Here is a 19945-nt window from a genome sequence, read left to right as displayed (position 1 = left end):
CAAGGAGGGATCATGGCCGGCGACGGCAACAGCGCGTACGGGCACAAGCCGTTCACGCGGTCCAGGAGCCACTTCACCGACCGGATCACCGCGGACGGCCGGGACGGCTGGCCGGTGGCGGCGGGTCGCTACCGGCTGGTGGCCAGCCGGGCCTGTCCGTGGGCGAGCCGGGCCGTGGTCTCCCGGCGGCTCCTCGGCCTGGAGGACGCCCTGTCCCTGGCCGTCGTCGACCCCCTCCAGGACGACCGCAGCTGGCGGTTCACCCTGGATCCGGACGGCCGGGATCCCGTCCTCGGCATCCGGTTCCTGAGCGAGGCCTACGACCGTCGGGAGACGGACTACCCGGGCGGGGTCAGTGTGCCCGCCGTGGTGGACGTGCCCAGCGGCAAGCTGGTCACCAACGACTACCAGCGGCTCACCCTGGACCTCGCCACCCAGTGGAGCGCCCTGCACCGGGACGGGGCGCCGGACCTCTACCCGGAGGCGCTGCGCGACGAGATCGACGAGGTCATGGCGGACGTCTACGAGGACGTCAACAACGGTGTGTACCGCGCGGGTTTCGCTCGCGGCCAGGAGGAGTACGAGGCCGCCTGCGCGGGTGTCTTCCGGCGTCTGGAGCTGCTCACGCCCCGGCTGGAACGGCAGCGCTATCTCGTGGGCGAGGCGATCACGGAGGCGGACATCCGGCTGTTCACCACGCTGGTCCGCTTCGACGCCGTCTACCACGGCCACTTCAAGTGCAACCGCTGGAAGCTGACCGAGAACGAGGTGCTGTGGGGCTACGCCCGCGACCTCTACCAGACGCCCGGCTTCGGTGACACGGTCGACTTCGACCACATCAAACGGCACTACTACCAGGTGCACACGGGCATCAACCCGACCCGCATCGTGCCCCTCGGGCCCGACCTGTCCGGCTGGCTGACACCGCACCGCCGGGAGCGGCTCGGCGGCCGCCCCTTCGGGGACGGGACACCGCCGGGGCCGGTGCGCGCCGACGAGGAGGTACCCGCCCGGGGGCGGCCCTGACCCATCCCTCGACTCACCCGTACGAGCCGGTAGGCCCCGTACGACAAGGAGATCCAGTGTCCAAGAAGAACAAGCTCCCCCTCGTCTACCAACCCCTCGGCTTCGTGCTCGGCTGGGTGGGCGGTGCGGTCGCGGGGCTCGCCTTCCGCCGGACGTGGAAGGCGATCCGGCACGAGGACGACGCCCCGGACGCGCTGGACCCGGACCGCGGCTGGGGCGAGATCCTGCTGGCCGCCGCGATCCAGGGCGCCATCTTCGCGGCGGTGCGCAGCGTCGTGGACCGCACGGGCGCGAAGGCCATCGAACGGTCGACCGGCGTCTGGCCGGCGAAGGACCACGGCGGCCGCGACTGACGGACCCGGTCCGCCCGCCCGTCAGTCAGCCCTGCTTCGGTGCCGTCGGACGGGACGAGGCGGAGGGTGACGGAGTGGCCGGCCGGGTCGGCGCGCCCCTGGTCTCCAGGGACAGGCCCCGCCGCCCCCCCTGTACCTTGCGAACATCCCGGCCCGGCGGATTCAGTCGGCCACCAGCCACTTCCCGTCTCGCATCAGCTCCCGCCCGTCCAGCTCGTCCGCCTCGCGCCAGGCCTGCACGCGCTCGGGGCGGACCCGGAAGTACAGATACGGCGTGGCGAGTTGGCGCGGGTCGAAGCCGGTCTTGCCCGCGAAGATCTCGGCGTCCTCCTCGGGCAGGTCCTCGGGCGGCACCGTCAGGACGCTGCCCTCGACGATCACCACATCGCGGGTGGGTCCGATGCCGAGCCGCGCCCGGCCCGTGGCCCGCAGGTTGCGGCCGGTGGGACTGGCGGCCGGAGTGGCGATCAGCAGGGTCGCGCCGTCCCAGAAGAAGGAGAGCGGGACCAGGTACGGGGTACCTCCGGCCTCGTCGGCCGTGGCGACCCACGCGTCCACGTCGTGTTCCAGTCGGTGCAGGGTGTCGTGCTTGCGCTGCTTGGCGGGGCGTGCGGGTGCTGGGGTCATCGTCGAAGGCCTCCCGGCGGGATGTCGTACTTCGCTGACGGTCACACGTCTTCCAGTGTGACCGTCAGCCGCCCGCCCGCGCACTGATCTCCGCCAGACGCGCCGTCGCCGCGCTCAGCAGCAGGTCCAGCGCGGCCGGGTAGGAGCTGTGCCGCATAGTGGCCACGAGGTGGCGGGCCGCGGCGGCGATGTGCGGGTGGGTGTCGGCGGGCAGCCGGGCGTACGTCGCCCGCCACACGGCCGCCTCCGCCTCGCGCGCGGCCTGCGGCAGCCCCCTGTTCGCGGAGTCGAGGGCGCTGAAGGCCAGGGTCTGGTCGACGAAGGCGTGGTAGATCCGCACCGCCTCCTCGTCGGGGAAGCCGGCCTCGCGCAGCACGCCAAGGATCCCCTCCACGGCCTGGATCTCGTGGACGCGCCCGGTCACGCGGTACGAGCTCAGCACCGCCGCTCGCGGATGCGCGAGGGCGCCCGCGTGCATCCTCAGGCCCAGGTCGCGCAGGTCCGCCCGCCAGTCGCCGGTGGGTCGCCAGGTGCGCAGGGTACGGCCGATGAGCTCGTCGGCGATGGCGAGCATCAGGTCGTCGGTGTGCCTGAAGTAGCGGTACAGGGAGCTGGGGTCGGCGCCCAGGGCCCGGCCCAGGCGGCGCACCGAGAGGGCGTCGGCGCCGTGCTCCTCGATCAGCCTGAGGGCGGTCGCGACGATCAGCTCCGTGGAGAGGACGACGCCCTGTTTGGTGGGGCGTCTGCGCCGCCGGGCGGCGGGCGGGACGACACGGTCGGTCATGGGCTGCCTCCCTGAGGCCGGTGCGGGCACCTTATGACAACACCGTTGACCTGTTAAGTCCCGGGCCAGTTTCATGTGCGTTCACCGGGGCCGACCAGGCCCCCCGGTGCGAGCGGAGTCCTGGCCATGACAGACAAGCCCTACGGTGCCGACCCTCCCGCGCGGCCCACGCTGCGCAAGTCCCTCGGCGTCCTGGACGGCGTCGCCATCGCCGCGTCCAGTACGGCGGCGACCACCAGCATCGGCATCGGCCTCGGGGTCACGGCCGGGGTGGTCGGTCTGCATCTGCCGGCGATCATGCTGCTGGCGTTCGTGCCGATCCTGGGGATCGCGGGCGCGTACTCCCGGCTGAACCGGGTCGAGCCGAACGCGGGCAACGGCTATGTGTGGGTGGGCCGTTCGCTGACCCCGTGGCTCGGCTTCATGGTCGGCTGGGTGAACATCGTGGCCACGGTGGCGTTCCTCGCGTACACCACGGCGGTCACCGGGTCGGCGGTCCTCCAGCTGGCCGGGGAGGCCGGGCTGCACCGGGTGGGCGGGCTGACACTGGACCCGGGCTCGACGGCCCAGACCACCGCGGTCGGGATCGTGGTACTGGCCGCGGTCACCCTGACCGCCGTCACCGGCATCCGCACGGCGGCACGGCTCCAGACCGGCCTGCTGGTCTTCGAGTACGTCGTGCTGCTCGGGTTCTGCGGCTACGGCATCGTCACCGGCCCACACGCCTTCAGCCTGAGCTGGTTCGATCCCTTCGCCGTCCCGTCGGCGTCGGCGCTCGCCCAGGGGCTGCTGCTCTCGGTGTTCTGCTACTGGGGTTTCGAGGCCGCGTTCAGCGTCAACGAGGAGGTGCGCGACCCGCGGGACGCCTCGCGCGCCGGGTTCATCACGCTGGTGACGATGCTGGTGCTGTTTCTGCTCGGCTCGGTCGCCTTCCAACGTGTGCTGTCGGTGGAGGAGCTGGCCGGGCACGGCGCCGAGGGGCTGGCGTACTTCGGCGACCGGCTGGCCGCGCAGCCGCTGGCCGCGCTGCCGCTGGTGGCCCTGATGTTCTCGGCGGTCGCCTCGTTGCAGGCCGGGGTGATTCCCACGGCCCGGGCCATGTTCGCGATGAGCCGGGACCGTACGGTCGGGCCGGTGTGGTCCAGGATCAGCTCCCGGTACGGGACTCCGGCGGCCGGGACGCTGCTGATCGGCGCGCTGGCCACGGCGGTGGCGGCGCTGGCCCTGGTCATCCCGCGGCTCGCCGACATGATCATGGCGACGGTGAACGCCGTGGGCATCGTCGTCGCGCTGTCGTACGCGCTCACCGCGCTCGCCGCGGCCGTGCGCTTCCGCGGCCTGCTCCGCGAGGACTGGCGGCAGGGCGTGCGCGCGGTGGTGCTGCCGGCGCTGAGCGCCACGGCGCTGCTGTCGCTCGGCGGCTACCTCGGCTGGTCCTTCTACACCTCCGCCGACCATCTCGAACTCAGCGCGGACAACGGGTGGTTCCTGCTGCTCGTGCCTCTGGTGATGATCGCGTCCGGGTTCGCGGCCGCCGCCTGGGCGAAGTTCGTGCGCAGGTCGCCGTACTTCCGCACGGGCGAGGGCACCGACGCCGACGCGCCCCGGCTCCTCGCCACACCTCGATAGCCCCGACAAGGAAACGAAACATGCACGCTGACCTCCTCTTCACCGGCGGCCCCGTCCTCACCCCCGAGGGCCGCACGGCGACCGCCGTGGCCGTCACCGGTGACCGCGTCACCGCCGTCGGACACACCGAGGTGCTCGACCTCGCCGGACCCCGGACGGAGGTGGTCGACCTCGCCGGCCGGCTGCTGCTGCCCGGCTTCCAGGACGCGCATGTCCATCCGGTGCCGGCGGGACTCGAGCTCTCCCAGTGCGACCTCACCGGGATCCGGACCCCCGACGACACCCTTGCCGCCGTCCGGGCCTACGCGCGGGCGCATCCGGAGCGGGAGTGGATCCTCGGCGGCGGGTGGTCGATGGAGGCGTTCGAGGGCGGTACGCCGACGAAGGAACTCCTGGACGCGGCCGTCCCCGACCGACCCGTCTATCTGCCCAACCGCGACCACCACGGTGCCTGGGTCAACAGCCGCGCCCTCGCGCTGGCCGGAATCACCCGGGACACCCCTGATCCGGCCGACGGACGCATCGAGCGGGACGCCTCCGGTGAGCCGAGCGGGACGCTGCAGGAGGGGGCGATGCAGCTGGTCGGACGGCTCGCACCGCCGGCCACGGCGGCCGACCGGCTGGCCGCGCTGCTGCACGCCCAGCGGGCACTGCACGCACTCGGCATCACGGCCTGGCAGGACGCGCTGGTCGGGGACTTCCTCGGCATGGACGACCCGTCCGAGGCGTATCGGACGGCGGCCCGCGACGGCTCGCTGACCGCGCGTGTCGTCGGCGCCCTGTGGTGGGACCGCGAGCGCGGCTGCGAGCAGATCCCCGAACTCGTCGAACGGCGGGCCGCCTTGAGCCACGGCCGGTTCCGTGCGGGCACCGTGAAGCTGATGCTGGACGGGGTCGCCGAGAACGGCACCGCCGCGTTGCTGGACCCGTATCTGGACCGGTGCGGCTGCGCCACCGCCAACCGGGGCACCAGCTTCGTCGACGCCTCACAACTACCCAAGTACGTCACGGAGTTGGACGCACTCGGCTTCCAGTGCCACTTCCACGCGCTGGGCGACCGGGCCGTACGCGACGCCCTGGACGCGGTCGAGGCCGCGCGCGCCGCGAACGGACCGAGCGACACCCGGCCACATCTGGCGCACCTCCAGGTCGTGCACCCCGACGACGTACCACGCTTCGCCCGGCTGGGCGCCACCGCCAACATCCAGGCGCTGTGGGCGGCGCACGAACCGCAGATGGACGAGCTGACGATCCCCTTCCTCGGGCCCGAACGGGCCGTGTGGCAGTACCCGTTCGGCGCGCTGCTGCGCTCGGGCGCCACCCTCGCGGCGGGCAGCGACTGGCCGGTCAGCAGCCCGGATCCGCTCCAGGGCATTCATGTCGCGGTCAACCGGGTCGAGCCAGGCGGCTCCGGTCCGGTGTTCCTGCCCGGCGAGCGCATCGGACTGACAGAGGCGCTCACGGCGTACACGGCCGGATCGGCGTACGTGAACCACCTCGACGACACCGGCCAGGTACGGGTGGGGGCCCTGGCCGACCTCGTGGTACTGGACCGCGATCCGTTCGCCGGGCCGCCGGAGGCGATCGCGGAGACGGCCGTGGCGCTGACGTATGTGGGAGGCGAGCGGGTGTATTCGGCGGACTAGAGGGGTTCGAAGCGAGGGGCCCCGAGCCACGGTTTCCCAGACACCTGTCCATGTACAGTGGACACCTGTCCAAGAAGGGGGAGGGTATGGAGACCGTCGCGAACGTGCTGGTGGGCCTGGTGGCCGCGCTACACGCGTACATCCTGGTGCTGGAGATGTTCCTGTGGCAGAAGAAGCCGGGGCGGGGGCTGCACGGGTTCGACGCGGAGATGGCCCGGGCGACCGCGCCGCTGGCCGCGAACCAGGGGCTCTACAACGGGTTTCTGGCGGCGGGGCTGGTGTGGGGACTGATCGCGGCGGATCCGACCGGCTTCCGTGTGCAGGTCTTCTTCCTGTGCTGCGTCGTGGTCGCGGGTGTGTACGGATCGGTCACCGCGAACCGCCGGATCCTCTTCGCGCAGGCCCTGCCCGGCGCGCTCGCCCTGGCCGCCGTCCTCGTCGCACAGTGACGCCGGACGACCCGCGGGCCGCCCGGACCCGGGCGAAGCTGCGGCAGGCGCTGCTGGAGGAGTGCGCCGAGCGGCCGCTGGAGGAGGTCGGCGTGGCCGCGCTGGTGCGGCGGGCCGGCGTCGGCCGGGCCACGTTCTACGTGCACTACGCCGACCTGGAGGCGCTGGCCGTCGACACCTGCGCCGATGTCGTACGGGACGCCGTGGAGGCACTGCACGCGTGGCGCGGGCGGCCCGACCCGGTGTCCGCGCCGCCCGCGCTCCGCACGTTCTTCGCCGAGCTGGCCCCGCGCGCCGCCCTCTACCGCGCTCTCCTGAGCCCGGGCGGCGGCGGCCCGCTCGGTCTCGTGCTGCACCGGGATCTGCGCGCCCGCAGCCTGGCCGAGCGCACCTTGGTCGGCGCCCCGGACGCCCCGCTCGTCGCCTCCGCGGTCGCCGCCACCTTCGCGGGGGTCCTCGCCGACTGGCTGCACGGGGTGCTGGAGGGCACCCCGCAGGAGATCGCCGATCAGGTCTGGCAGTTGCTCGTGGCCCTGCACATGAGCCGCTGACGCCTCACCTGCAGCCCACCCCTGCCCTCGTAGCGGGCCATGCCTCCACCCCGTCGGGGGTGCGGATGTAGGCCGTTGCCTTGTCGGCTGCCAGCCACAGTTCCCAGTCGTGGAAGTGGTAGCCAGTGTCACGGGCGTCGGCGGGCATACGGACATCTCCGTCGTACGGGGCGGTGAGCGGCTCGGTCCCGAGCACCCCGTGCGGGTCGCGCACGTACTGCTTGCTCTTCTCGCCCTGCCCCACGCCGAGGAAGTGCACGCTCTCCCAGTCGCAGTGCGCCGCACCCGCGGAGCTGCTCACCACGGAGGTGGGCACGCGGTTGCCGTCGCGGTCGAGCCAGATCTCATAGTCCTTCGAGTCGGTGAAGCTCGCCGGGAATTCGGCGGGGTCGCAGGAGGCGCTGGTCTCCGGGCCCCAGCCGGGGCGGTTCGGCTGGTCCTTGGCCACCACGACGGCGACCTTGGTCCTGCCCTTGACGTCGTACGAGAACAGGACACGGTCTTCTTCCTTGCGCTCCACCCGGTAGCCGCTTTCCGGCACCTCGGGCTGATAGATGTTGAAGTAGGCGTTCAGGCCCTCTTCCGGTGTCTTGCCGCCGTCACCCTTGCTCCACCCATCGCCCCCGGTGCCCTCGTAGATCCCGTGGTCGCATTCCAGCGCCTGGCCGGCCGAGCCCGAACTCTGCTCTGCCTCGCGCGGACTGCCGTCGGCGCTCTCCTTGAACGGCAGATCCAGCCGCCCGGCGTACGGTGTGGCCGGGGGCGTGCCGGTGACGACGAGGTCGTCGCGCATCCCGTCGCCGCACCCCACCGCCGTCAGACCGACCAGCACCACCGTCGCCACGATCCCCTTGCGCATCCCCACCCCTGTTCCTCCGACTCGCGTGTGCCCTCCTGCGACGCACGAGTGGCCGGGATCGTTCGGTGGTCAGCGGGTCGCCTGAAACGTCCGTCGGTACGCCTGCGGCGAGACCCCGATCGCCGCGTGCAGATGCTGGCGCAGGGAGGCGCCCGTGGCGAAGCCGACCCGGCCCGCGATCTGGTCCACGGAGAGGTCGCTGGACTCCAGCAGGTGCCGGGCCCGGGCGACGCGCTGCTGGATCAGCCAGCGGCCCGGGCTGAGGCCCACCTCGTCATGGAAGCGGCGGGCGAAGGTACGGAGGCTCATGCGGGCGTGGCCGGCCAGATCGGCGAGGGTGAGGGTGTCGTCGAGGCGTTCGAGGGCCCAGGCGCGGGTGGCGGCCGTGCCGGCGGAACCGGACGCGGGCACGGGCTGCTCGATGTACTGGGCCTGGCCGCCGTCCCGGAACGGCGGGACCACGCAGCGCCGGGCGACCGTGTTGGCCAGTTCGCTGCCGTGGTCGGTGCGCACGATGTGCAGACAGATGTCGACGCCGGAGGCGGCTCCGGCCGAGGTCAGGATGCGGCCGTCCGCGACGAACAAGACGTCGGGGTCCAGGGACACGTGCGGGTACATGCGCCGGAACGCGTCGGCCAGCTGCCAGTGCGTGGTCGCCTTCCGGCCGTCCAGGAGTCCGGCCGCGGCGAGCACGAAGGCGCCGGTGCAGATGGAGACGATGCGGGCGTCGGGCCGGATGTGCGCGAGGGCCGCCACGACCTCGTCCGAGAGGTCGGCGGTGACCCCGGACGGCGAGACAGGGGCGATCACCACCGTATCGGCCGTGGCGAGCACCTCCGGCCCGTGCTCGACCGTGACCGCGAAGTCCGCGGTGGTGCGCACCGGACGTCCGTCGACGGTGCAGGTCAGCACCTCGTACCGGCCGTCGGCCGCGCCGAGGATCCGGCTGGGGATGCCCAGTTCGAAGGGATAGACGCCGTCCAGCGCCAGGACCACGACCCGTTCCACATGCTGCATGGCATGATTCTATCGAAGGTTGGCAATCGTGCCATGTTCTCGACGGGCGGCCCCCGGCACGCTGGGACACCATGAACACTGTGAAGAACACGATGCGTGCTGTCAGCCAGGACATCCTGGGCGGTCCCGAGGTCCTGAAACTCGTGGAGCTGGAGCGGCCGGAGCCGCGGCCCAACGAGGTGCTGGTCCGGGTACGCGCCGCCGGAATCAACCCGACCGACTGGAAGCACCGCGCCACGGGCGGCTTCCTCGGCAAGCCGCCGTTCGTCCTCGGCTGGGACGTCTCCGGCGTGGTCGAGGCCGTGGGGATCGGCGTCGCCCGGTTCGCTCCCGGGGACGAGGTCTTCGGCATGCTGCCGTACCCGTTCGGCCACGGCTCGCACGCCGAGTACGTCGCCGCCCCGGCCCGCGCCTTCGCCCGCAAGCCCGCCGAGGTCGACCACACGCAGGCGGGCGCGCTGCCGCTGGTGTCGCTGACCGCGTGGCAGGCCCTGGTGGAGACGGCGGAGCTGCGCCCCGGGCAGCGGGTGCTGATCCACGCGGCGGCCGGCGGGGTCGGGCACGTGGCGGTACAGATCGCCAAGGCGAGGGGCGCGTACGTGATCGGCACGGCGAGTGCCGGGAAGCACGAGTTCCTGCGCGGACTCGGCACGGACGAGGCGATCGACTACCGCGAGACCGACTTCGCCGAGGCCGTGAAGGACGTCGACGTCGTGCTGGACACGATCGGCGGCGACCACTCGTTGCGCTCGCTGCGTGTGCTGCGCCCCGGCGGGGTGGTGGTGTCGATCCTGCCCGTGGGGTCGCAGGACTTCTACGAGGAGGCCGAGCGGCTCGGCGTACGGGCCGTGCGCATGCTCGTCGACGCGGACCGCACCGGCATGCAGGCCATCGCGGAGCTGGTCGAGGAGGGCACGTTGCGTGCGACGATCGCGGGGACGTTCCCGCTGGCCGACGCCGCCGAGGCACACGCGCTCGGCGACACCGGCCGGACCACGGGGAAGCTGGTGCTGACCATCTGAAGATGCCGGCTACGTGAAGGTGAGCACGGGCTTGATCGCCTTGCCCGCGCTCACTTCACGCCTTCGCCCCCGTCGTTTCCCGGTCGTTCCCCGGCCGTTCGCCCCAGTTGGCTCAAATCTTGAAAGAAGTCGGTCGCAATTCGAAGACATATGTCAATCGAACATGCTCAAATTCAGTCGTCCCGGGGTAACTTGCAGAGCGGGCAAGCGTTTTGGGGTCCCCGCGCCCGGAGCAGGTTGGAGGCGATGTCGTGCAGCAGGAACCTGCGCCGCTCACCCGGCATCTGCGTGTGCACCGGGACCGGGGCCACACGGTCCTGGAGTTCCGCGGCGAGATCGACATCGCCGCGGCCGTGGAGATCGTCCCACACCTGGACCGTGCCACGTCGGGCGCCGAACCCCGGATCGTGATCGACCTGAAGCAGGTCGAGTTCTTCGACTGCTCGGGCCTGCGCCTGCTCTACCGGGCCCGGCGCCGGGTCCTCGACCACGGAGGGCAACTGCATCTGGTGTGCACCCACCCGCTGACGCTCCGCATCCTGCGGCTGACCGGCCTGTCCCGGCTGCTGCCCCCACGGCCGACCCTGGAAGCGGCCCTGGGACAGCCCGAGGCCACGTCCGGCACGTTATGACCCTCCTCGCTACCTGAGAATCCTGGTGACCTGACCGGCTCCCACCGTCCGGCCGCCCTCGCGGATCGCGAACTTCAGCCCCTCCTCCATGGCGATCGGCTGGATCAGCTGGACGTGCATCGTCGTCTTGTCGCCCGGCATGACCATGTCGGTGCCCTTCGGCAGGGTGACCACCCCCGTCACGTCCGTCGTGCAGAAGCAGAACTGCGGCCGGTAGTTCTGGAAGAACGGCGTGTGCCGGCCGCCCTCGTCCTTGGACAGGATGTACGCGCGCGCCTCGAACTCCGTGTGCGGGGCGACCGATCCCGGCTTGATCACGACCTGCCCGCGCTCGACCTCCTCCCGCTTCACGCCCCGCAGCAGCAGCCCCACGTTCTCCCCGGCCCGGCCCTCTCGAACAGGGCGCTGACGGACTCACGGCGGTGAACACGGCGTACGGCCGTCGTGCCCGCACCGGAGTCCGTCCGTCCACACCGTCGTCTTCGCCGCCGGCCGCGGACCGGTGCGGCCCGGAGGGTGAAGAGATCAGCCAACAAGGCGGTCTGGTGACGGAATTGAGGGGAATCTGCCTAGTAGGAAGGGAGGAGCGTCGACATGACGACTTCCATCAGGAGCATTCCCAAGCGCATGCCCGGCTGGGCGAAAGTGGTGACCGCCTTCGTGCTGGTGCTCGTCGTGCTGTTCGCCGGGATCCGGCTGGCCGTGCTGCCGGGACTGCGCGACCTGTTCGGCACCGAGACCCGGGACCGCTCGGGGCCGGCACTGCTCAAGTCCATCCAGGACATGAGCCGTTACGACGCGGCCTCCGGCAACTTCCAGGTCGTCGTGGACCTGGAGAAGGACGCCAAGTACCTGCCCGACGCGCTCCGCGGCACCCGCACCCTGTACGTCGGGGCGGGCACCGTCGACGCCTACGTCGACCTCGGCAAGGTCGCCAAGAACGACGTGACGGTCAACGACGACCGTACGTCCGCCACGCTCCGGCTGCCCCACGCACAGCTCGGCAAGCCGGCCCTCGACCCCGACCGTTCCTACGCCGTCTCCAAGCAGCGCGGTCTCCTCGACCGGCTCGGAGACCTCTTCTCGGACAACCCGAACGGCGAACAGGCCGTGCAGAAGCTCGCGGTCCGGCACATCGGCGACGCGGCCAAGGACAGCGGGCTGACCACACGCGCCGAGACCAACACCACGGAGATGCTGGAAGGGCTGCTGGGCTCCCTCGGCTTCAAGGAGGTGCACGTCTCCTACGGGACCTGATCAGCCGCCGGCCACACCCGGCAGGGCCAGCGCGCCGAGCAGCGTCGTGCCCACCAGCACCCACGCCACGTAGTCCCCGACGTGCCCGGACTGCAGGCGTCGCAGCGGCAGCAGCCGGTGCGGCGCGCCGAGCAGCTTCGGGCGGGTGACGGCCACGGCCGCCAGGCCCACGGCCAGCAGGGTGGAGAGGAGGCCCAGGAGGATTCCGGCGGGGGTCCAGTGCACGGAGGTGACCACGCCTCCGGACCCGGCTTCGTTGACGGCGTGGGCCACCAGGTCGGCGAAGCCGGGGGCCACGCCGACGGCGAGCGCTCCGGCGAGCAGCACCGCGGGGACCGTGGTCATGGAGTCCGGGACCCGGGTCAGTCGCTGCCGGGTCTCGGGCCGCTCGCCGGAGCCGGTCGTCTCGTACTCGGCCGTCTCCTCCGGCCGGGGGCCCAGGCCGAGGAACACCCGGGCGGCGACCCGGAGCACCGCTCCCGCCGTGACCGCCGACGTGGCGACGTACAGCACGGTGAGCGGGCCGCCCACCGCCTCCTCCGTGATCGCCTTGCCGAGTGCCGTGCCGAAGGGCGGCAGGCCCGCGAGGCCGAGGCCTCCGGCGGTGAACAGCGCGGCGACACCGCGCAGTTCGCGGGCGCGTCCGTGCAGCGCGTGCTCGTCGACGCTGCCGTACCGGTCGAGGAGGATGCCGGTGCACGCGAACAGCGCGGCCTTCACCCCGGCGTGGCCGAGGACGTACAGCGCGACCCCGTCGTCGGCCTCGGGCTTGAGTACGCCGATCCCGATCAGGAAGAGTCCCGTGTGGGCGACCGTCGAGTACGCCAGCAGCCGTTTGATGTGCCGCTGATACCAGCACATGACCGCGCCGACCACCGCCGTCACCGAGCCCAGCACCACCAGCGCCCGCTCGGCATCGGCCGCCGGGACCCCGCCGGGCCCGGAGAACACGGTGCCGTACACACGCCACACCCCGTACGCCCCGAGTTCGACCATGACGCCCGACAGCAGCATGCACACGGGGGTGGGAGCGACGGCGTGCGCGTCCGGCAGCCAGAAGTGGAAGGGCATGGCGGCGGCCTTGACCATCAGCCCGGTCAGTACGAGGACGAAGGCGGCGAGGACGAGTGCGTCGGGCCGGCCGTGCGCGTCGAGCCCCCGGCCGATCTGCGTCATGGACAGTTCGCCGGTGCGCGCGTACAGCAGCCCGACGCCCATCAGCATGGCGTACGCGCCGAGGGAGTTGACGATCCCGAAGGTCAGCGCGCCCTGCACGGCCCTGGGGTCGTCGATCCGGTAGCCGGTCAGCGCGTACGCGACGACGCTCATCAGCTCGAAGAACACGAACGCGTTGAACAGGTCCCCGGCGATCGCGAAGCCGCACATGCCCGCCTGGAAGACCAGCATCAGCGCGGGGAAGGAACCGGCGTGACGGCGCGGCGGTTCGTCGAAGTAGTGCCAGGAGTATGCCAGTGCCGCCAAGGTCAGCAGGGAGGCGAGCGCGGCCAGGCCGAGCCCCGGGCCGTCGCCGGTCAGGGCGATGCCGACGCTCTCGCCGTTGACCGGCACCCAGCCGCCGGCCCACTCGATCATGGGCGGCGAGGAGTTCAGCAGCAGGATCAGCGCGAGCGCGGCGGTGCCGGCCGAGACGGCGCAGCCGATCGACTCGGCGGCGACCCGCGGCAGCCGGCGGCCGCAGGCGACCAGCAGGCCCGCCCCGAGCAGGGGGACGGCGACGACCAGCGGGAGGAGATGGTTCATCAGCCGCGCAGCTCGGAGAGTTCGTCGGGGTCGACCGTCCCGTGCCGCTTGGCGACCTGCACGACCAGGGCGAGCAGCAGCGCGGTGACCGTGGCGCCGACCACGACGTCGGTGAGGGCGAGGGCCTGTACGACCGGATCGACGACGGGCCGCGAACCGGGCTGCACATCGGAGAAGACGGGCGCGGTGGCACCGTCCCGGTAACCGACGGCCAGCAGCAGGACGTAGGTGCCGGACTGGCAGACGGCCAGGCAGCCGACGGCGTGGATCAGGTTGCGGCTGGTGGCGAGGCCGTAGCAGCCGGCCAGGAAGATCCAGACGGCGACCAGATACGGCAGCACGTGCGTCACGGCGGTCACAACGGCCTCACCTCGCGCTCTCCTCCTCGATCTCGACGGCCTGGTCCAGGAAGCGGGCGAGCAGCACGACGACCGCGCAGGCGACCTCCATGCCGATGGCCGCGTTCAGCAGCGGGACGGTGCCGCCGGACGACAGCGTGTTGAACGTGCCGTACGGCAGCAGGGTGTTGGCGAGGAAGGCGGTGCCCGCGAGGACGCCGGCGAGCCCGGTGACGACGTAGGCGGAGGCGGACAGCGCGTCGCCGACCTCGAACAGGCCCACCGGGCGCACGCGTTCCAGGGCGCGGTAGTCGGCGCCGAGGTAGAGCAGGTGCAGGGCGGTCGCGGCGACGACTCCGCCCTGGAAACCACCGCCGGGGCTCAGCTGGCCGTGCGCGATCACGTACAGGCCGGTGACGACGGCGACGGGCAGGACGGTCAGGGCGTAGCCGCGCACGGGCCGGTCCACCTCGGCGGACTCGGGCTTCGCGCGGTGTTCGTCGCGGGCCTGGCGCAGCAGGACGACGCAGCCGAGCACAGCCGCGAACAGGATGCTCATCTCACCGAGCGTGTCGTAGGCACGCTGGTCGAAGTTGACGGAGGCGATGACGTTCGCGGTGTGCCGGACGAGGGCGGCACGCACGGCGCGTGCGCCGTAGGGGTGCCGGGCGCCACCGAAGGCGGGCAGGTCGAAGCAGGCGGCGACGAGCAGCGCGGCCAGCCCGGCGCCGCCGGCCGCCACGAGCCACAGCCGGACGCGGGGGTTCACCGCGCACCTCGCTTCTGTCGCGCCCGCCGTTTCACCTTGCGGACCGTGAGCAGCAGCAACAGGGGCGTCAGCGCCGAGCCGACGGCCAGCTGCGAGAGCCCTACGTCGGGGGCCTGGAGCACGGTGAACAACACCGCGAGGGTCACGCCGAGCACCGCCAGGACGAGGGCCTGGTGCACCGGGTCGCGGGTCGCGACGGCGGCGGTCGCGGCGGCGGCCACCAACAGCAGCGCGACGACGATGACCGCGTCAGCCACGGCGGACCCCGCCGAATCCGCCGGCCAGCGCGCGCGAGGCGATGATGTTCCCGCCGACCAGCAATGCCCCGGTCACCAGGAGCTTCGCCGTCGCCCGGCTCGGCCCGGTGGCCGCGCACAACGCCAGGACGACGACCGCGCCGAGGCCCGCGGCCGCCCAGGTCACGCCCCAGGCGCGCGGCGGGTCTCCGGCCAGTTCGTCGGCGAGCAGCCTGGCGAAGACGAGCGTGCCGACCGGGCCCAGCAGCGCGAGGACCAGGGCGAGGTCGACGTACGAGGGGCGGTCGTAGGCCTGGGCGAGGAGCAGCAGGGCGGGGCAGGCCAGGGCCGTGGACAGGTTCTGGGCGACCACTCGGCGGCTCAGCGGGCCGGTGGCCACGCCCCACAGGGACGCGCCCACTCCCCCGGCCAGGACGCCGGTCGCGGTGAGGAGCCAGCCGTTCACCGGTCGGTCACCGCCCGGCGGGCGGCCCGTGCCGCCGTCGCTCCCAGGCAAGCGGCGCCCGCGCCGACCGCCCACTCCAGGGTGTCCAGGGTGCTGACCAGAACCAGCCACAGTGCGGTGAGCCCGGCCCACCAGGCCAGGAGCTCGGTGAGCGCGAGGAGCCGCGTGCGCCGGTGGCCGCGCCGGTTCACCTGCCACCTCCTCGCGGTCCTGTCCCGTCCGTCGTTCCCCGGCATCCAAACACCGCCCCTGCTGTGGCGAGCGGCGGCGCGCGCGGGTCCCAACCCGGTTGCCCCGAGCGCAGGAATGGAAACGCGGGCCCACTCCGGGCGCCCGTCGTTCACGGCATCGACGGCCCGATCGCGGGTAACCGCCTTATGACGTAGGGAAGTTGAAGACTGGAGGACCGTATGGCCCGCGCAGCCTCGAGGTCGCGTACCGCCTTTCTCCCCCGCACTCTCCGGTCGAAGCCGGCTCCCGCCGGGCCCGAGCCGGCCGCCACCAGCAGCAAGCCGCCCCGCTTTCGCATCGCCAAGGCCAAGGACAAGCACAAGGCCAGGACTCGGCCCAAGGACAAGGCCGGGACTCAGGCCGAGGCCAAGGCCAAGGCCAAGGCCGGGACTCAGGCCAAGGCCAAGGCCAAGGTCACGCCGCGAACGGCCCGCGGCGGGCACCGTCCCCTCCCCCTCCCCCTCCGCCTGCTGGCGATGCTCTGCGCCTTCGCGTTCATGGTGGCCTTCGCCGTCGTGCTGGCCCGGCTCACCCTCCAGCCCTCACCCGCGTCGGAGGCGCTGACGCACACCAATCTGCATCCGGGCCGTTCCCTGAAGGCCTACCTGGACCAGCCGGCGCTGCGCGACGCCGTCAAGCAGATCGGCGGAAACCTGCTGCTCGGCGTGCCGTTCGGCGTTCTGGTGCCGGTCGTGGCCCCGCGGGCCCGCGGGCTGCTGCGCGTGCTGTTGCTGACCGCGATCGTGATGCTCCTGGTGGAGTTCGCACAGGGCGCACTGATCACCGGGCGCGCCTTCGACATCGACGACGTCATCCTCAACACCGGCGGAGCGCTGGTGGGTTACCTGCTCCTGGGACGGAGGCTGAGCCGCGCGGTACACGCGCGGAAGCGCCCTTAAATTACCACTTGAATTAATCGGTGACGTAACCACTCACGGACGCCGCCGACCACAAGCGGACGGTCGGCTGAGCCTGGCCCGCGCTGGTGGCGCTACTTGCGGCCCCAGCGCGGTGTCCACGTGAACTTGTCCCCGCCGACCCAGCGGACCACGTCCGGATCGTCCAGGTCATGAACGACGATGCCGAACGCGGCGGCTGCCGCGAGCACGTCGGTGACGGCCGTCGCCTCACCTACCACTTCGCCGTCGATCTCCACGATGCGGAACGGCGGTGTGCCCGGCTGGACCCCGAGCACCATGATCCGCGGATTGGAGATGTGAGGGCACGCTGCTTCGGTCATGTCATAGAGCCTAGAACGCAACCGGCGGTCGCGAGTGGCGTGCGTCACTCGTCGAGCCCATCTCGGCCGCCGTCGCACTCTCTGGGACGGAAGGGACGCACGGTGTCACCGGGGCGTCCCTTCCTGTCGTGCGGCCCTGCCGCGGCTGGGGAACCCTGGATCCAGGAGGTGGCGATGGAACCCCTGGCGGCACTGGACCGGATCGCCTTCCTGCTCGAGCGGTCCCTGGCGCCGACGTACCGTGTCCGCGCCTTTCGCACCGCGGCGCGCGCGCTGGGGCAGCTGCCGGAGGCGGAGCTGCGCGAGCGGGCGCAGGCCGGGACGCTGGAGCAGCTCAAGGGCGTCGGGCCGAAGACCGCCCAGGTGGTGCGGGAGGCGCTGGACGGGCAGATGCCCGGCTATCTGCAGAAGCTGGAGGGCGAGGCCGCGGGCCCGCTCGCCGAGGGCGGTGAGCGGCTGCGGGCGCTGCTGCGCGGGGACTGCCATCTGCACTCCGACTGGTCGGACGGCGGCAGCCCGATCGAGGAGATGGGCCGTACCGCGGCCGCGCTCGGGCACGAGTGGGCGGCGCTGACCGACCACTCCCCACGGCTGACGGTGGCGCGCGGACTGTCGGCCGAGCGGCTGCGCGAGCAGTTGGCGGTGGTGGCGGAGCTCAACGAGACCTGGGCACCGTTCCGGCTGCTGACCGGCATCGAGTGCGACATCCTCGACGACGGCTCCCTCGACCAGGAGCCGGAGCTGCTGGAGCGGCTCGACGTGGTGGTCGTGTCCGTCCACTCCAAGCTGCGCATGGACGCAGCGTCGATGACCCGGCGCATGGTGGCCGCCGTACGCGATCCGCACGCCGACATCCTGGGGCACTGCACGGGGCGTCTGGTCACCGGGCGGGGCCGGCCGGAGTCGGAGTTCGACGCGGACGAGGTGTTCGCGGCGTGCGCCGAATCCGGTACGGCCGTGGAGATCAACAGCCGTCCGGAGCGGCTCGACCCGCCCAGACGCCTGCTGCGCCGGGCCGTGGCGGCGGGCGTGCTGTTCTCCCTCGACACCGACGCCCACGCGCCGGGCCAGTTGGACTGGCAGATCCACGGCTGCGCGCGGGCCGAGGAGTGCGGGGTGCCCGCCGAGCGCGTGGTCACCACGTGGTCCCTGGACGAGCTGCTGGCCTGGACGCGAGACGGCCGTACGCCCTCCGGAGCGACAGACACCTGACGCAAGCCCGCGCCCCAGCCCGTGAGACACGCGCTGGAGCTCGCCGGGGTCCGCGCCGAGCGGGAGGGTGCGGAGGCGGTCGACGACGACCCCGCCCAGCTGCCGTGCGGCAAGGGTGACGCGGATCACCGCGAGGGACGGCAGGCCGGGGGAACACCGACCGGTGGTTACCCGTTGAACGAACCGTGGGTGCGGATGGGACAGTGTCCCCGGGCCTCACCTTTTGCCCGCAGGGACGATCGTTCGGCTGAAGCCCTGTGGAGCCTTTCGCCGAGAGGCGACCGCCATCCGTGCCCACCACTTGGCCGCCCCGACCGTGATTCCCCCGTCCGGTCGGGGCTTTCCTCTGCCGCCACACCCTTTTCCGCTTGACTTCGAGTGCACTCGAATTCGTAGCGTTCCCGGCATGAGTACTGCGCAGCACAAGATCGGCTCGGGCTTCGGCGCCACGAGCACCGCCGACGACGTCCTTCAGGGCATCGACCTCACCGGGAAGCTCGCCATCGTCACCGGCGGCTACTCGGGCCTCGGCCTGGAGACCACACGCGCCCTGACGAAGGCGGGCGCCCGCGTCGTCGTCCCCGCCCGCCGCCCGGACACGGCCCGGGAGGCGCTGGCCGGGATCGACGCCGTCGAGCTGGACGAGCTGGACCTCGGCGACCTGGAGAGCGTGCGCGCCTTCGCCGGGCGGTTCCTCGCCTCCGGCCGGACGGTGGACCTCGTCATCGACAACGCCGGGATCATGGCCTGCCCGGAAACGCGGGTCGGTCCCGGCTGGGAGGCTCAGTTCGCCACGAACCACCTCGGTCACTTCGCGCTGGTGAACCGCCTGTGGCCGGCGATCGCACCCGGCGGCGCCCGCGTCGTCTCCGTCTCCTCGCGCGCCCACCACTTCTCCGGCATCCGCTGGGACGACATCCACTGGCGCCACGGCTACGACAAGTGGGAGGCGTACGGACAGGCCAAGACGGCCAACGTGCTGTTCGCCGTGCACCTCGACAAGCTCGGCCGGGACGCCGGGGTACGGGCCTTCTCGCTCCACCCCGGGGGCATCATCACACCGCTGCAGCGCCACATCCCCAAGGAGGAGATGGTCGAGCGCGGCTGGATCGACGAGAACGGCAACGTCCTGAACCCCGAGGGCTTCAAGACCCCCGAGCAGGGGGCCGCCACCCAGGTGTGGGCGGCGACCTCGCCCCAGCTGGACGGCCTGGGCGGCCTGTACCTGGAGGACTGCGACGTCGCCGAGCCCGCCCCGGCGGACGGCGCGACGGTCGGCGTGAAGGACTGGGCGACCGATCCCGAACAGGCCGCGCGTCTGTGGGAGTTGTCGGCGCAGCTCACGGGCGTCAACGCGTTCGCGGGCTAGTCTTCTGAGTCAGGAATTCTGTTCAGATAATTAGCGAGGCGTTCGAGGATCTCGTTTGCGGTCTTGGTCCAGACGTAGGGCTTGGGGTCGGTGTTCCATGCGGCGATCCAGGAGCGGATGTCCTTCTCCAATGCGTGGACGGTCTTGTGGGTGGCGTAGTTGTCCAGCACCAGATGGACGTCCAGGCCCGCCGGTACCTCCTGGTCGAGCTTGATCAGGAACTTCTTGAACTCCTCGGCCCGGTGCCGGCGGTGCAGGGAGCCGATCACTTTGCCCGTAGCCACCTCCAGTGCGGCAAACAGTGTGGTGGTGCCCGCCCGTACGTAGTCGTGCGTGACCCACTGGGGAACCCCCGGCATCATCGGCAGCACCGGCCGGGACCGGTCCAGTGCCTGGATCTGTTGGGTCGGGGACGGGACGCCGTGCGGCCTTTCGGCCGCCGGTTTTCCCGTCCCCGCCCGCCGAACCCAG

At 71.9% G+C, this 19945-nt stretch carries 23 protein-coding genes and 2 pseudogenes; 12 read left to right on the top strand and 13 right to left on the bottom strand.

The annotated features are described in order from the left end of the window. The first annotated feature begins 12 nt into the window (after positions 1–12). Together ACFY16_RS29070 and ACFY16_RS29065 are read left to right on the top strand one after the other, a co-directional pair. Positions 13–1026 (top strand): glutathione S-transferase family protein, encoded by a 1014-nt coding sequence (locus ACFY16_RS29070; protein ID WP_390650142.1) that lies wholly within the window; start codon positions 13–15, stop codon positions 1024–1026. A 56-nt stretch (positions 1027–1082) separates the two neighbouring features. After that, complete coding sequence (locus tag ACFY16_RS29065) at positions 1083–1379, top strand: DUF4235 domain-containing protein (RefSeq protein WP_390650141.1); 297 nt, start codon at positions 1083–1085, stop codon at positions 1377–1379. A 162-nt stretch (positions 1380–1541) separates the two neighbouring features. Here the strand turns inward: ACFY16_RS29065 and ACFY16_RS29060 are convergent, their stop codons facing one another. Then, positions 1542–2006 (bottom strand): pyridoxamine 5'-phosphate oxidase family protein, encoded by a 465-nt coding sequence (locus tag ACFY16_RS29060; protein WP_390650140.1) that lies wholly within the window; start codon positions 2004–2006, stop codon positions 1542–1544. A gap of 64 nt (positions 2007–2070) precedes the next feature. Continuing rightward, entirely contained in the window at positions 2071–2790 is a 720-nt protein-coding gene (locus ACFY16_RS29055; protein ID WP_390650139.1) for a TetR/AcrR family transcriptional regulator, read from the bottom strand. Between the two features lie 126 nt (positions 2791–2916). Here ACFY16_RS29055 and ACFY16_RS29050 point away from each other — a divergent pair, with 126 nt between their 5' ends. From ACFY16_RS29050 to ACFY16_RS29035, 4 genes are all read left to right on the top strand, one after another. Further along, positions 2917–4419, top strand: coding sequence for an APC family permease (locus tag ACFY16_RS29050; RefSeq protein ID WP_390650138.1), 1503 nt, complete (start codon positions 2917–2919; stop codon positions 4417–4419). 20 nt (positions 4420–4439) lie between these two features. Next, positions 4440–6065 (top strand): amidohydrolase, encoded by a 1626-nt coding sequence (locus ACFY16_RS29045; protein WP_390650137.1) that lies wholly within the window; start codon positions 4440–4442, stop codon positions 6063–6065. Between the two features lie 86 nt (positions 6066–6151). Further along, positions 6152–6514 carry a DUF1304 domain-containing protein gene (locus ACFY16_RS29040; RefSeq protein WP_351137749.1) on the top strand — a complete coding sequence of 121 codons (363 nt, stop codon included), beginning with the start codon at positions 6152–6154 and terminating at the stop codon, positions 6512–6514. Further along, entirely contained in the window at positions 6511–7065 is a 555-nt protein-coding gene (locus ACFY16_RS29035; RefSeq protein ID WP_351137746.1) for a TetR/AcrR family transcriptional regulator, read from the top strand. The genes ACFY16_RS29040 and ACFY16_RS29035 overlap by 4 nt, the downstream gene beginning before the upstream one ends. Positions 7066–7069: 4 nt before the next feature. Here the strand turns inward: ACFY16_RS29035 and ACFY16_RS29030 are convergent, their stop codons facing one another. Together ACFY16_RS29030 and ACFY16_RS29025 are read right to left on the bottom strand one after the other, a co-directional pair. Beyond that, positions 7070–7924, bottom strand: coding sequence for a hypothetical protein (locus tag ACFY16_RS29030; protein WP_390650136.1), 855 nt, complete (start codon positions 7922–7924; stop codon positions 7070–7072). A gap of 69 nt (positions 7925–7993) precedes the next feature. After that, positions 7994–8941: a GlxA family transcriptional regulator gene (locus tag ACFY16_RS29025; RefSeq protein WP_390650135.1), complete on the bottom strand. Its 948-nt coding sequence runs from the start codon at positions 8939–8941 to the stop codon at positions 7994–7996. Between the two features lie 71 nt (positions 8942–9012). Between ACFY16_RS29025 and ACFY16_RS29020 the strand changes: the two genes are divergently transcribed. Together ACFY16_RS29020 and ACFY16_RS29015 are read left to right on the top strand one after the other, a co-directional pair. Next, entirely contained in the window at positions 9013–9963 is a 951-nt protein-coding gene (locus ACFY16_RS29020; RefSeq protein ID WP_390650134.1) for an NADP-dependent oxidoreductase, read from the top strand. Positions 9964–10214: 251 nt separating this feature from the next. Further along, positions 10215–10595: an anti-sigma factor antagonist gene (locus ACFY16_RS29015; RefSeq protein ID WP_390650133.1), complete on the top strand. Its 381-nt coding sequence runs from the start codon at positions 10215–10217 to the stop codon at positions 10593–10595. Positions 10596–10604: 9 nt separating this feature from the next. Here ACFY16_RS29015 and ACFY16_RS29010 read toward each other — a convergent pair. After that, a pseudogene (locus ACFY16_RS29010) lies at positions 10605–10988 on the bottom strand (elongation factor Tu); the annotation flags it as partial. A gap of 201 nt (positions 10989–11189) precedes the next feature. On the opposite strand from ACFY16_RS29010, the gene ACFY16_RS29005 reads away from it, so the two are divergent. Continuing rightward, a complete protein-coding gene (locus ACFY16_RS29005; RefSeq protein WP_390650132.1) occupies positions 11190–11852 on the top strand; it encodes a DUF4230 domain-containing protein in 663 nt (220 codons plus the stop codon). On the opposite strand, the gene ACFY16_RS29000 is transcribed toward ACFY16_RS29005, so the two are convergent. Genes ACFY16_RS29000 through ACFY16_RS28975 form a run of 6 tightly spaced genes read right to left on the bottom strand, consistent with a single transcriptional unit; the run spans position 11853 to position 15613 of the window. Then, positions 11853–13613, bottom strand: coding sequence for a complex I subunit 5 family protein (locus ACFY16_RS29000; protein ID WP_390650131.1), 1761 nt, complete (start codon positions 13611–13613; stop codon positions 11853–11855). Continuing rightward, positions 13613–13963, bottom strand: coding sequence for a sodium:proton antiporter (locus ACFY16_RS28995; protein ID WP_390650313.1), 351 nt, complete (start codon positions 13961–13963; stop codon positions 13613–13615). Before ACFY16_RS28995 ends, ACFY16_RS29000 begins: the two co-directional genes overlap by 1 nt. 16 nt (positions 13964–13979) lie before the next feature. After that, positions 13980–14720: an MnhB domain-containing protein gene (locus ACFY16_RS28990; RefSeq protein WP_390650130.1), complete on the bottom strand. Its 741-nt coding sequence runs from the start codon at positions 14718–14720 to the stop codon at positions 13980–13982. Further along, positions 14717–14977 (bottom strand): Na(+)/H(+) antiporter subunit B, encoded by a 261-nt coding sequence (locus ACFY16_RS28985; RefSeq protein ID WP_390650129.1) that lies wholly within the window; start codon positions 14975–14977, stop codon positions 14717–14719. Before ACFY16_RS28985 ends, ACFY16_RS28990 begins: the two co-directional genes overlap by 4 nt. Beyond that, positions 14970–15422 carry a monovalent cation/H+ antiporter complex subunit F gene (locus tag ACFY16_RS28980; RefSeq protein WP_390650128.1) on the bottom strand — a complete coding sequence of 151 codons (453 nt, stop codon included), beginning with the start codon at positions 15420–15422 and terminating at the stop codon, positions 14970–14972. Before ACFY16_RS28980 ends, ACFY16_RS28985 begins: the two co-directional genes overlap by 8 nt. Then, positions 15419–15613: a hypothetical protein gene (locus ACFY16_RS28975; protein ID WP_390650127.1), complete on the bottom strand. Its 195-nt coding sequence runs from the start codon at positions 15611–15613 to the stop codon at positions 15419–15421. Before ACFY16_RS28975 ends, ACFY16_RS28980 begins: the two co-directional genes overlap by 4 nt. A gap of 516 nt (positions 15614–16129) precedes the next feature. Here ACFY16_RS28975 and ACFY16_RS28970 point away from each other — a divergent pair. Then, complete coding sequence (locus ACFY16_RS28970; RefSeq protein ID WP_390650312.1) at positions 16130–16552, top strand: VanZ family protein; 423 nt, start codon at positions 16130–16132, stop codon at positions 16550–16552. A gap of 92 nt (positions 16553–16644) precedes the next feature. Here ACFY16_RS28970 and ACFY16_RS28965 read toward each other — a convergent pair whose 3' ends face one another. Continuing rightward, on the bottom strand, positions 16645–16893 hold the full coding sequence (locus tag ACFY16_RS28965) for a hypothetical protein (RefSeq protein ID WP_390650126.1): 249 nt from the start codon (positions 16891–16893) through the stop codon (positions 16645–16647). Between the two features lie 174 nt (positions 16894–17067). Here ACFY16_RS28965 and ACFY16_RS28960 point away from each other — a divergent pair, with 174 nt between their 5' ends. Then, positions 17068–18105 carry a PHP domain-containing protein gene (locus ACFY16_RS28960; protein WP_390650125.1) on the top strand — a complete coding sequence of 346 codons (1038 nt, stop codon included), beginning with the start codon at positions 17068–17070 and terminating at the stop codon, positions 18103–18105. A gap of 406 nt (positions 18106–18511) precedes the next feature. Next, positions 18512–19474, top strand: a complete 963-nt coding sequence (locus tag ACFY16_RS28955) for an SDR family NAD(P)-dependent oxidoreductase (RefSeq protein ID WP_390650124.1) — start codon at positions 18512–18514, stop codon at positions 19472–19474. Here ACFY16_RS28955 and ACFY16_RS28950 read toward each other — a convergent pair. Continuing rightward, positions 19471–19945 (bottom strand): annotated as a pseudogene (locus ACFY16_RS28950) (hypothetical protein); the annotation flags it as partial. The gene ACFY16_RS28955 and the pseudogene ACFY16_RS28950 sit on opposite strands and share 4 nt — an antisense overlap.

The organism is Streptomyces sp. NPDC001315, from assembly GCF_042896175.1.
Taxonomy (GTDB): Bacteria; Actinomycetota; Actinomycetes; order Streptomycetales; family Streptomycetaceae; genus Streptomyces.
This window is presented reverse-complemented; position numbering and strand designations above follow the sequence as displayed.

Coding starts and splice junctions, on each gene's coding strand:
- ACFY16_RS28965 (WP_390650126.1), bottom strand. CDS start 16,893: ATGACCGAAGCAGCGTGCCCTCACATCTCCAATCCGCGGATCATGGTG.
- ACFY16_RS29030 (WP_390650136.1), bottom strand. CDS start 7,924: ATGCGCAAGGGGATCGTGGCGACGGTGGTGCTGGTCGGTCTGACGGCG.
- ACFY16_RS29020 (WP_390650134.1), top strand. CDS start 9,013: ATGAACACTGTGAAGAACACGATGCGTGCTGTCAGCCAGGACATCCTG.
- ACFY16_RS28960 (WP_390650125.1), top strand. CDS start 17,068: ATGGAACCCCTGGCGGCACTGGACCGGATCGCCTTCCTGCTCGAGCGG.
- ACFY16_RS29040 (WP_351137749.1), top strand. CDS start 6,152: ATGGAGACCGTCGCGAACGTGCTGGTGGGCCTGGTGGCCGCGCTACAC.
- ACFY16_RS29005 (WP_390650132.1), top strand. CDS start 11,190: ATGACGACTTCCATCAGGAGCATTCCCAAGCGCATGCCCGGCTGGGCG.
- ACFY16_RS28955 (WP_390650124.1), top strand. CDS start 18,512: ATGAGTACTGCGCAGCACAAGATCGGCTCGGGCTTCGGCGCCACGAGC.
- ACFY16_RS29060 (WP_390650140.1), bottom strand. CDS start 2,006: ATGACCCCAGCACCCGCACGCCCCGCCAAGCAGCGCAAGCACGACACC.
- ACFY16_RS29025 (WP_390650135.1), bottom strand. CDS start 8,941: ATGCAGCATGTGGAACGGGTCGTGGTCCTGGCGCTGGACGGCGTCTAT.
- ACFY16_RS29050 (WP_390650138.1), top strand. CDS start 2,917: ATGACAGACAAGCCCTACGGTGCCGACCCTCCCGCGCGGCCCACGCTG.
- ACFY16_RS29070 (WP_390650142.1), top strand. CDS start 13: ATGGCCGGCGACGGCAACAGCGCGTACGGGCACAAGCCGTTCACGCGG.
- ACFY16_RS28970 (WP_390650312.1), top strand. CDS start 16,130: ATGCTCTGCGCCTTCGCGTTCATGGTGGCCTTCGCCGTCGTGCTGGCC.
- ACFY16_RS29000 (WP_390650131.1), bottom strand. CDS start 13,613: ATGAACCATCTCCTCCCGCTGGTCGTCGCCGTCCCCCTGCTCGGGGCG.
- ACFY16_RS29055 (WP_390650139.1), bottom strand. CDS start 2,790: ATGACCGACCGTGTCGTCCCGCCCGCCGCCCGGCGGCGCAGACGCCCC.
- ACFY16_RS29045 (WP_390650137.1), top strand. CDS start 4,440: ATGCACGCTGACCTCCTCTTCACCGGCGGCCCCGTCCTCACCCCCGAG.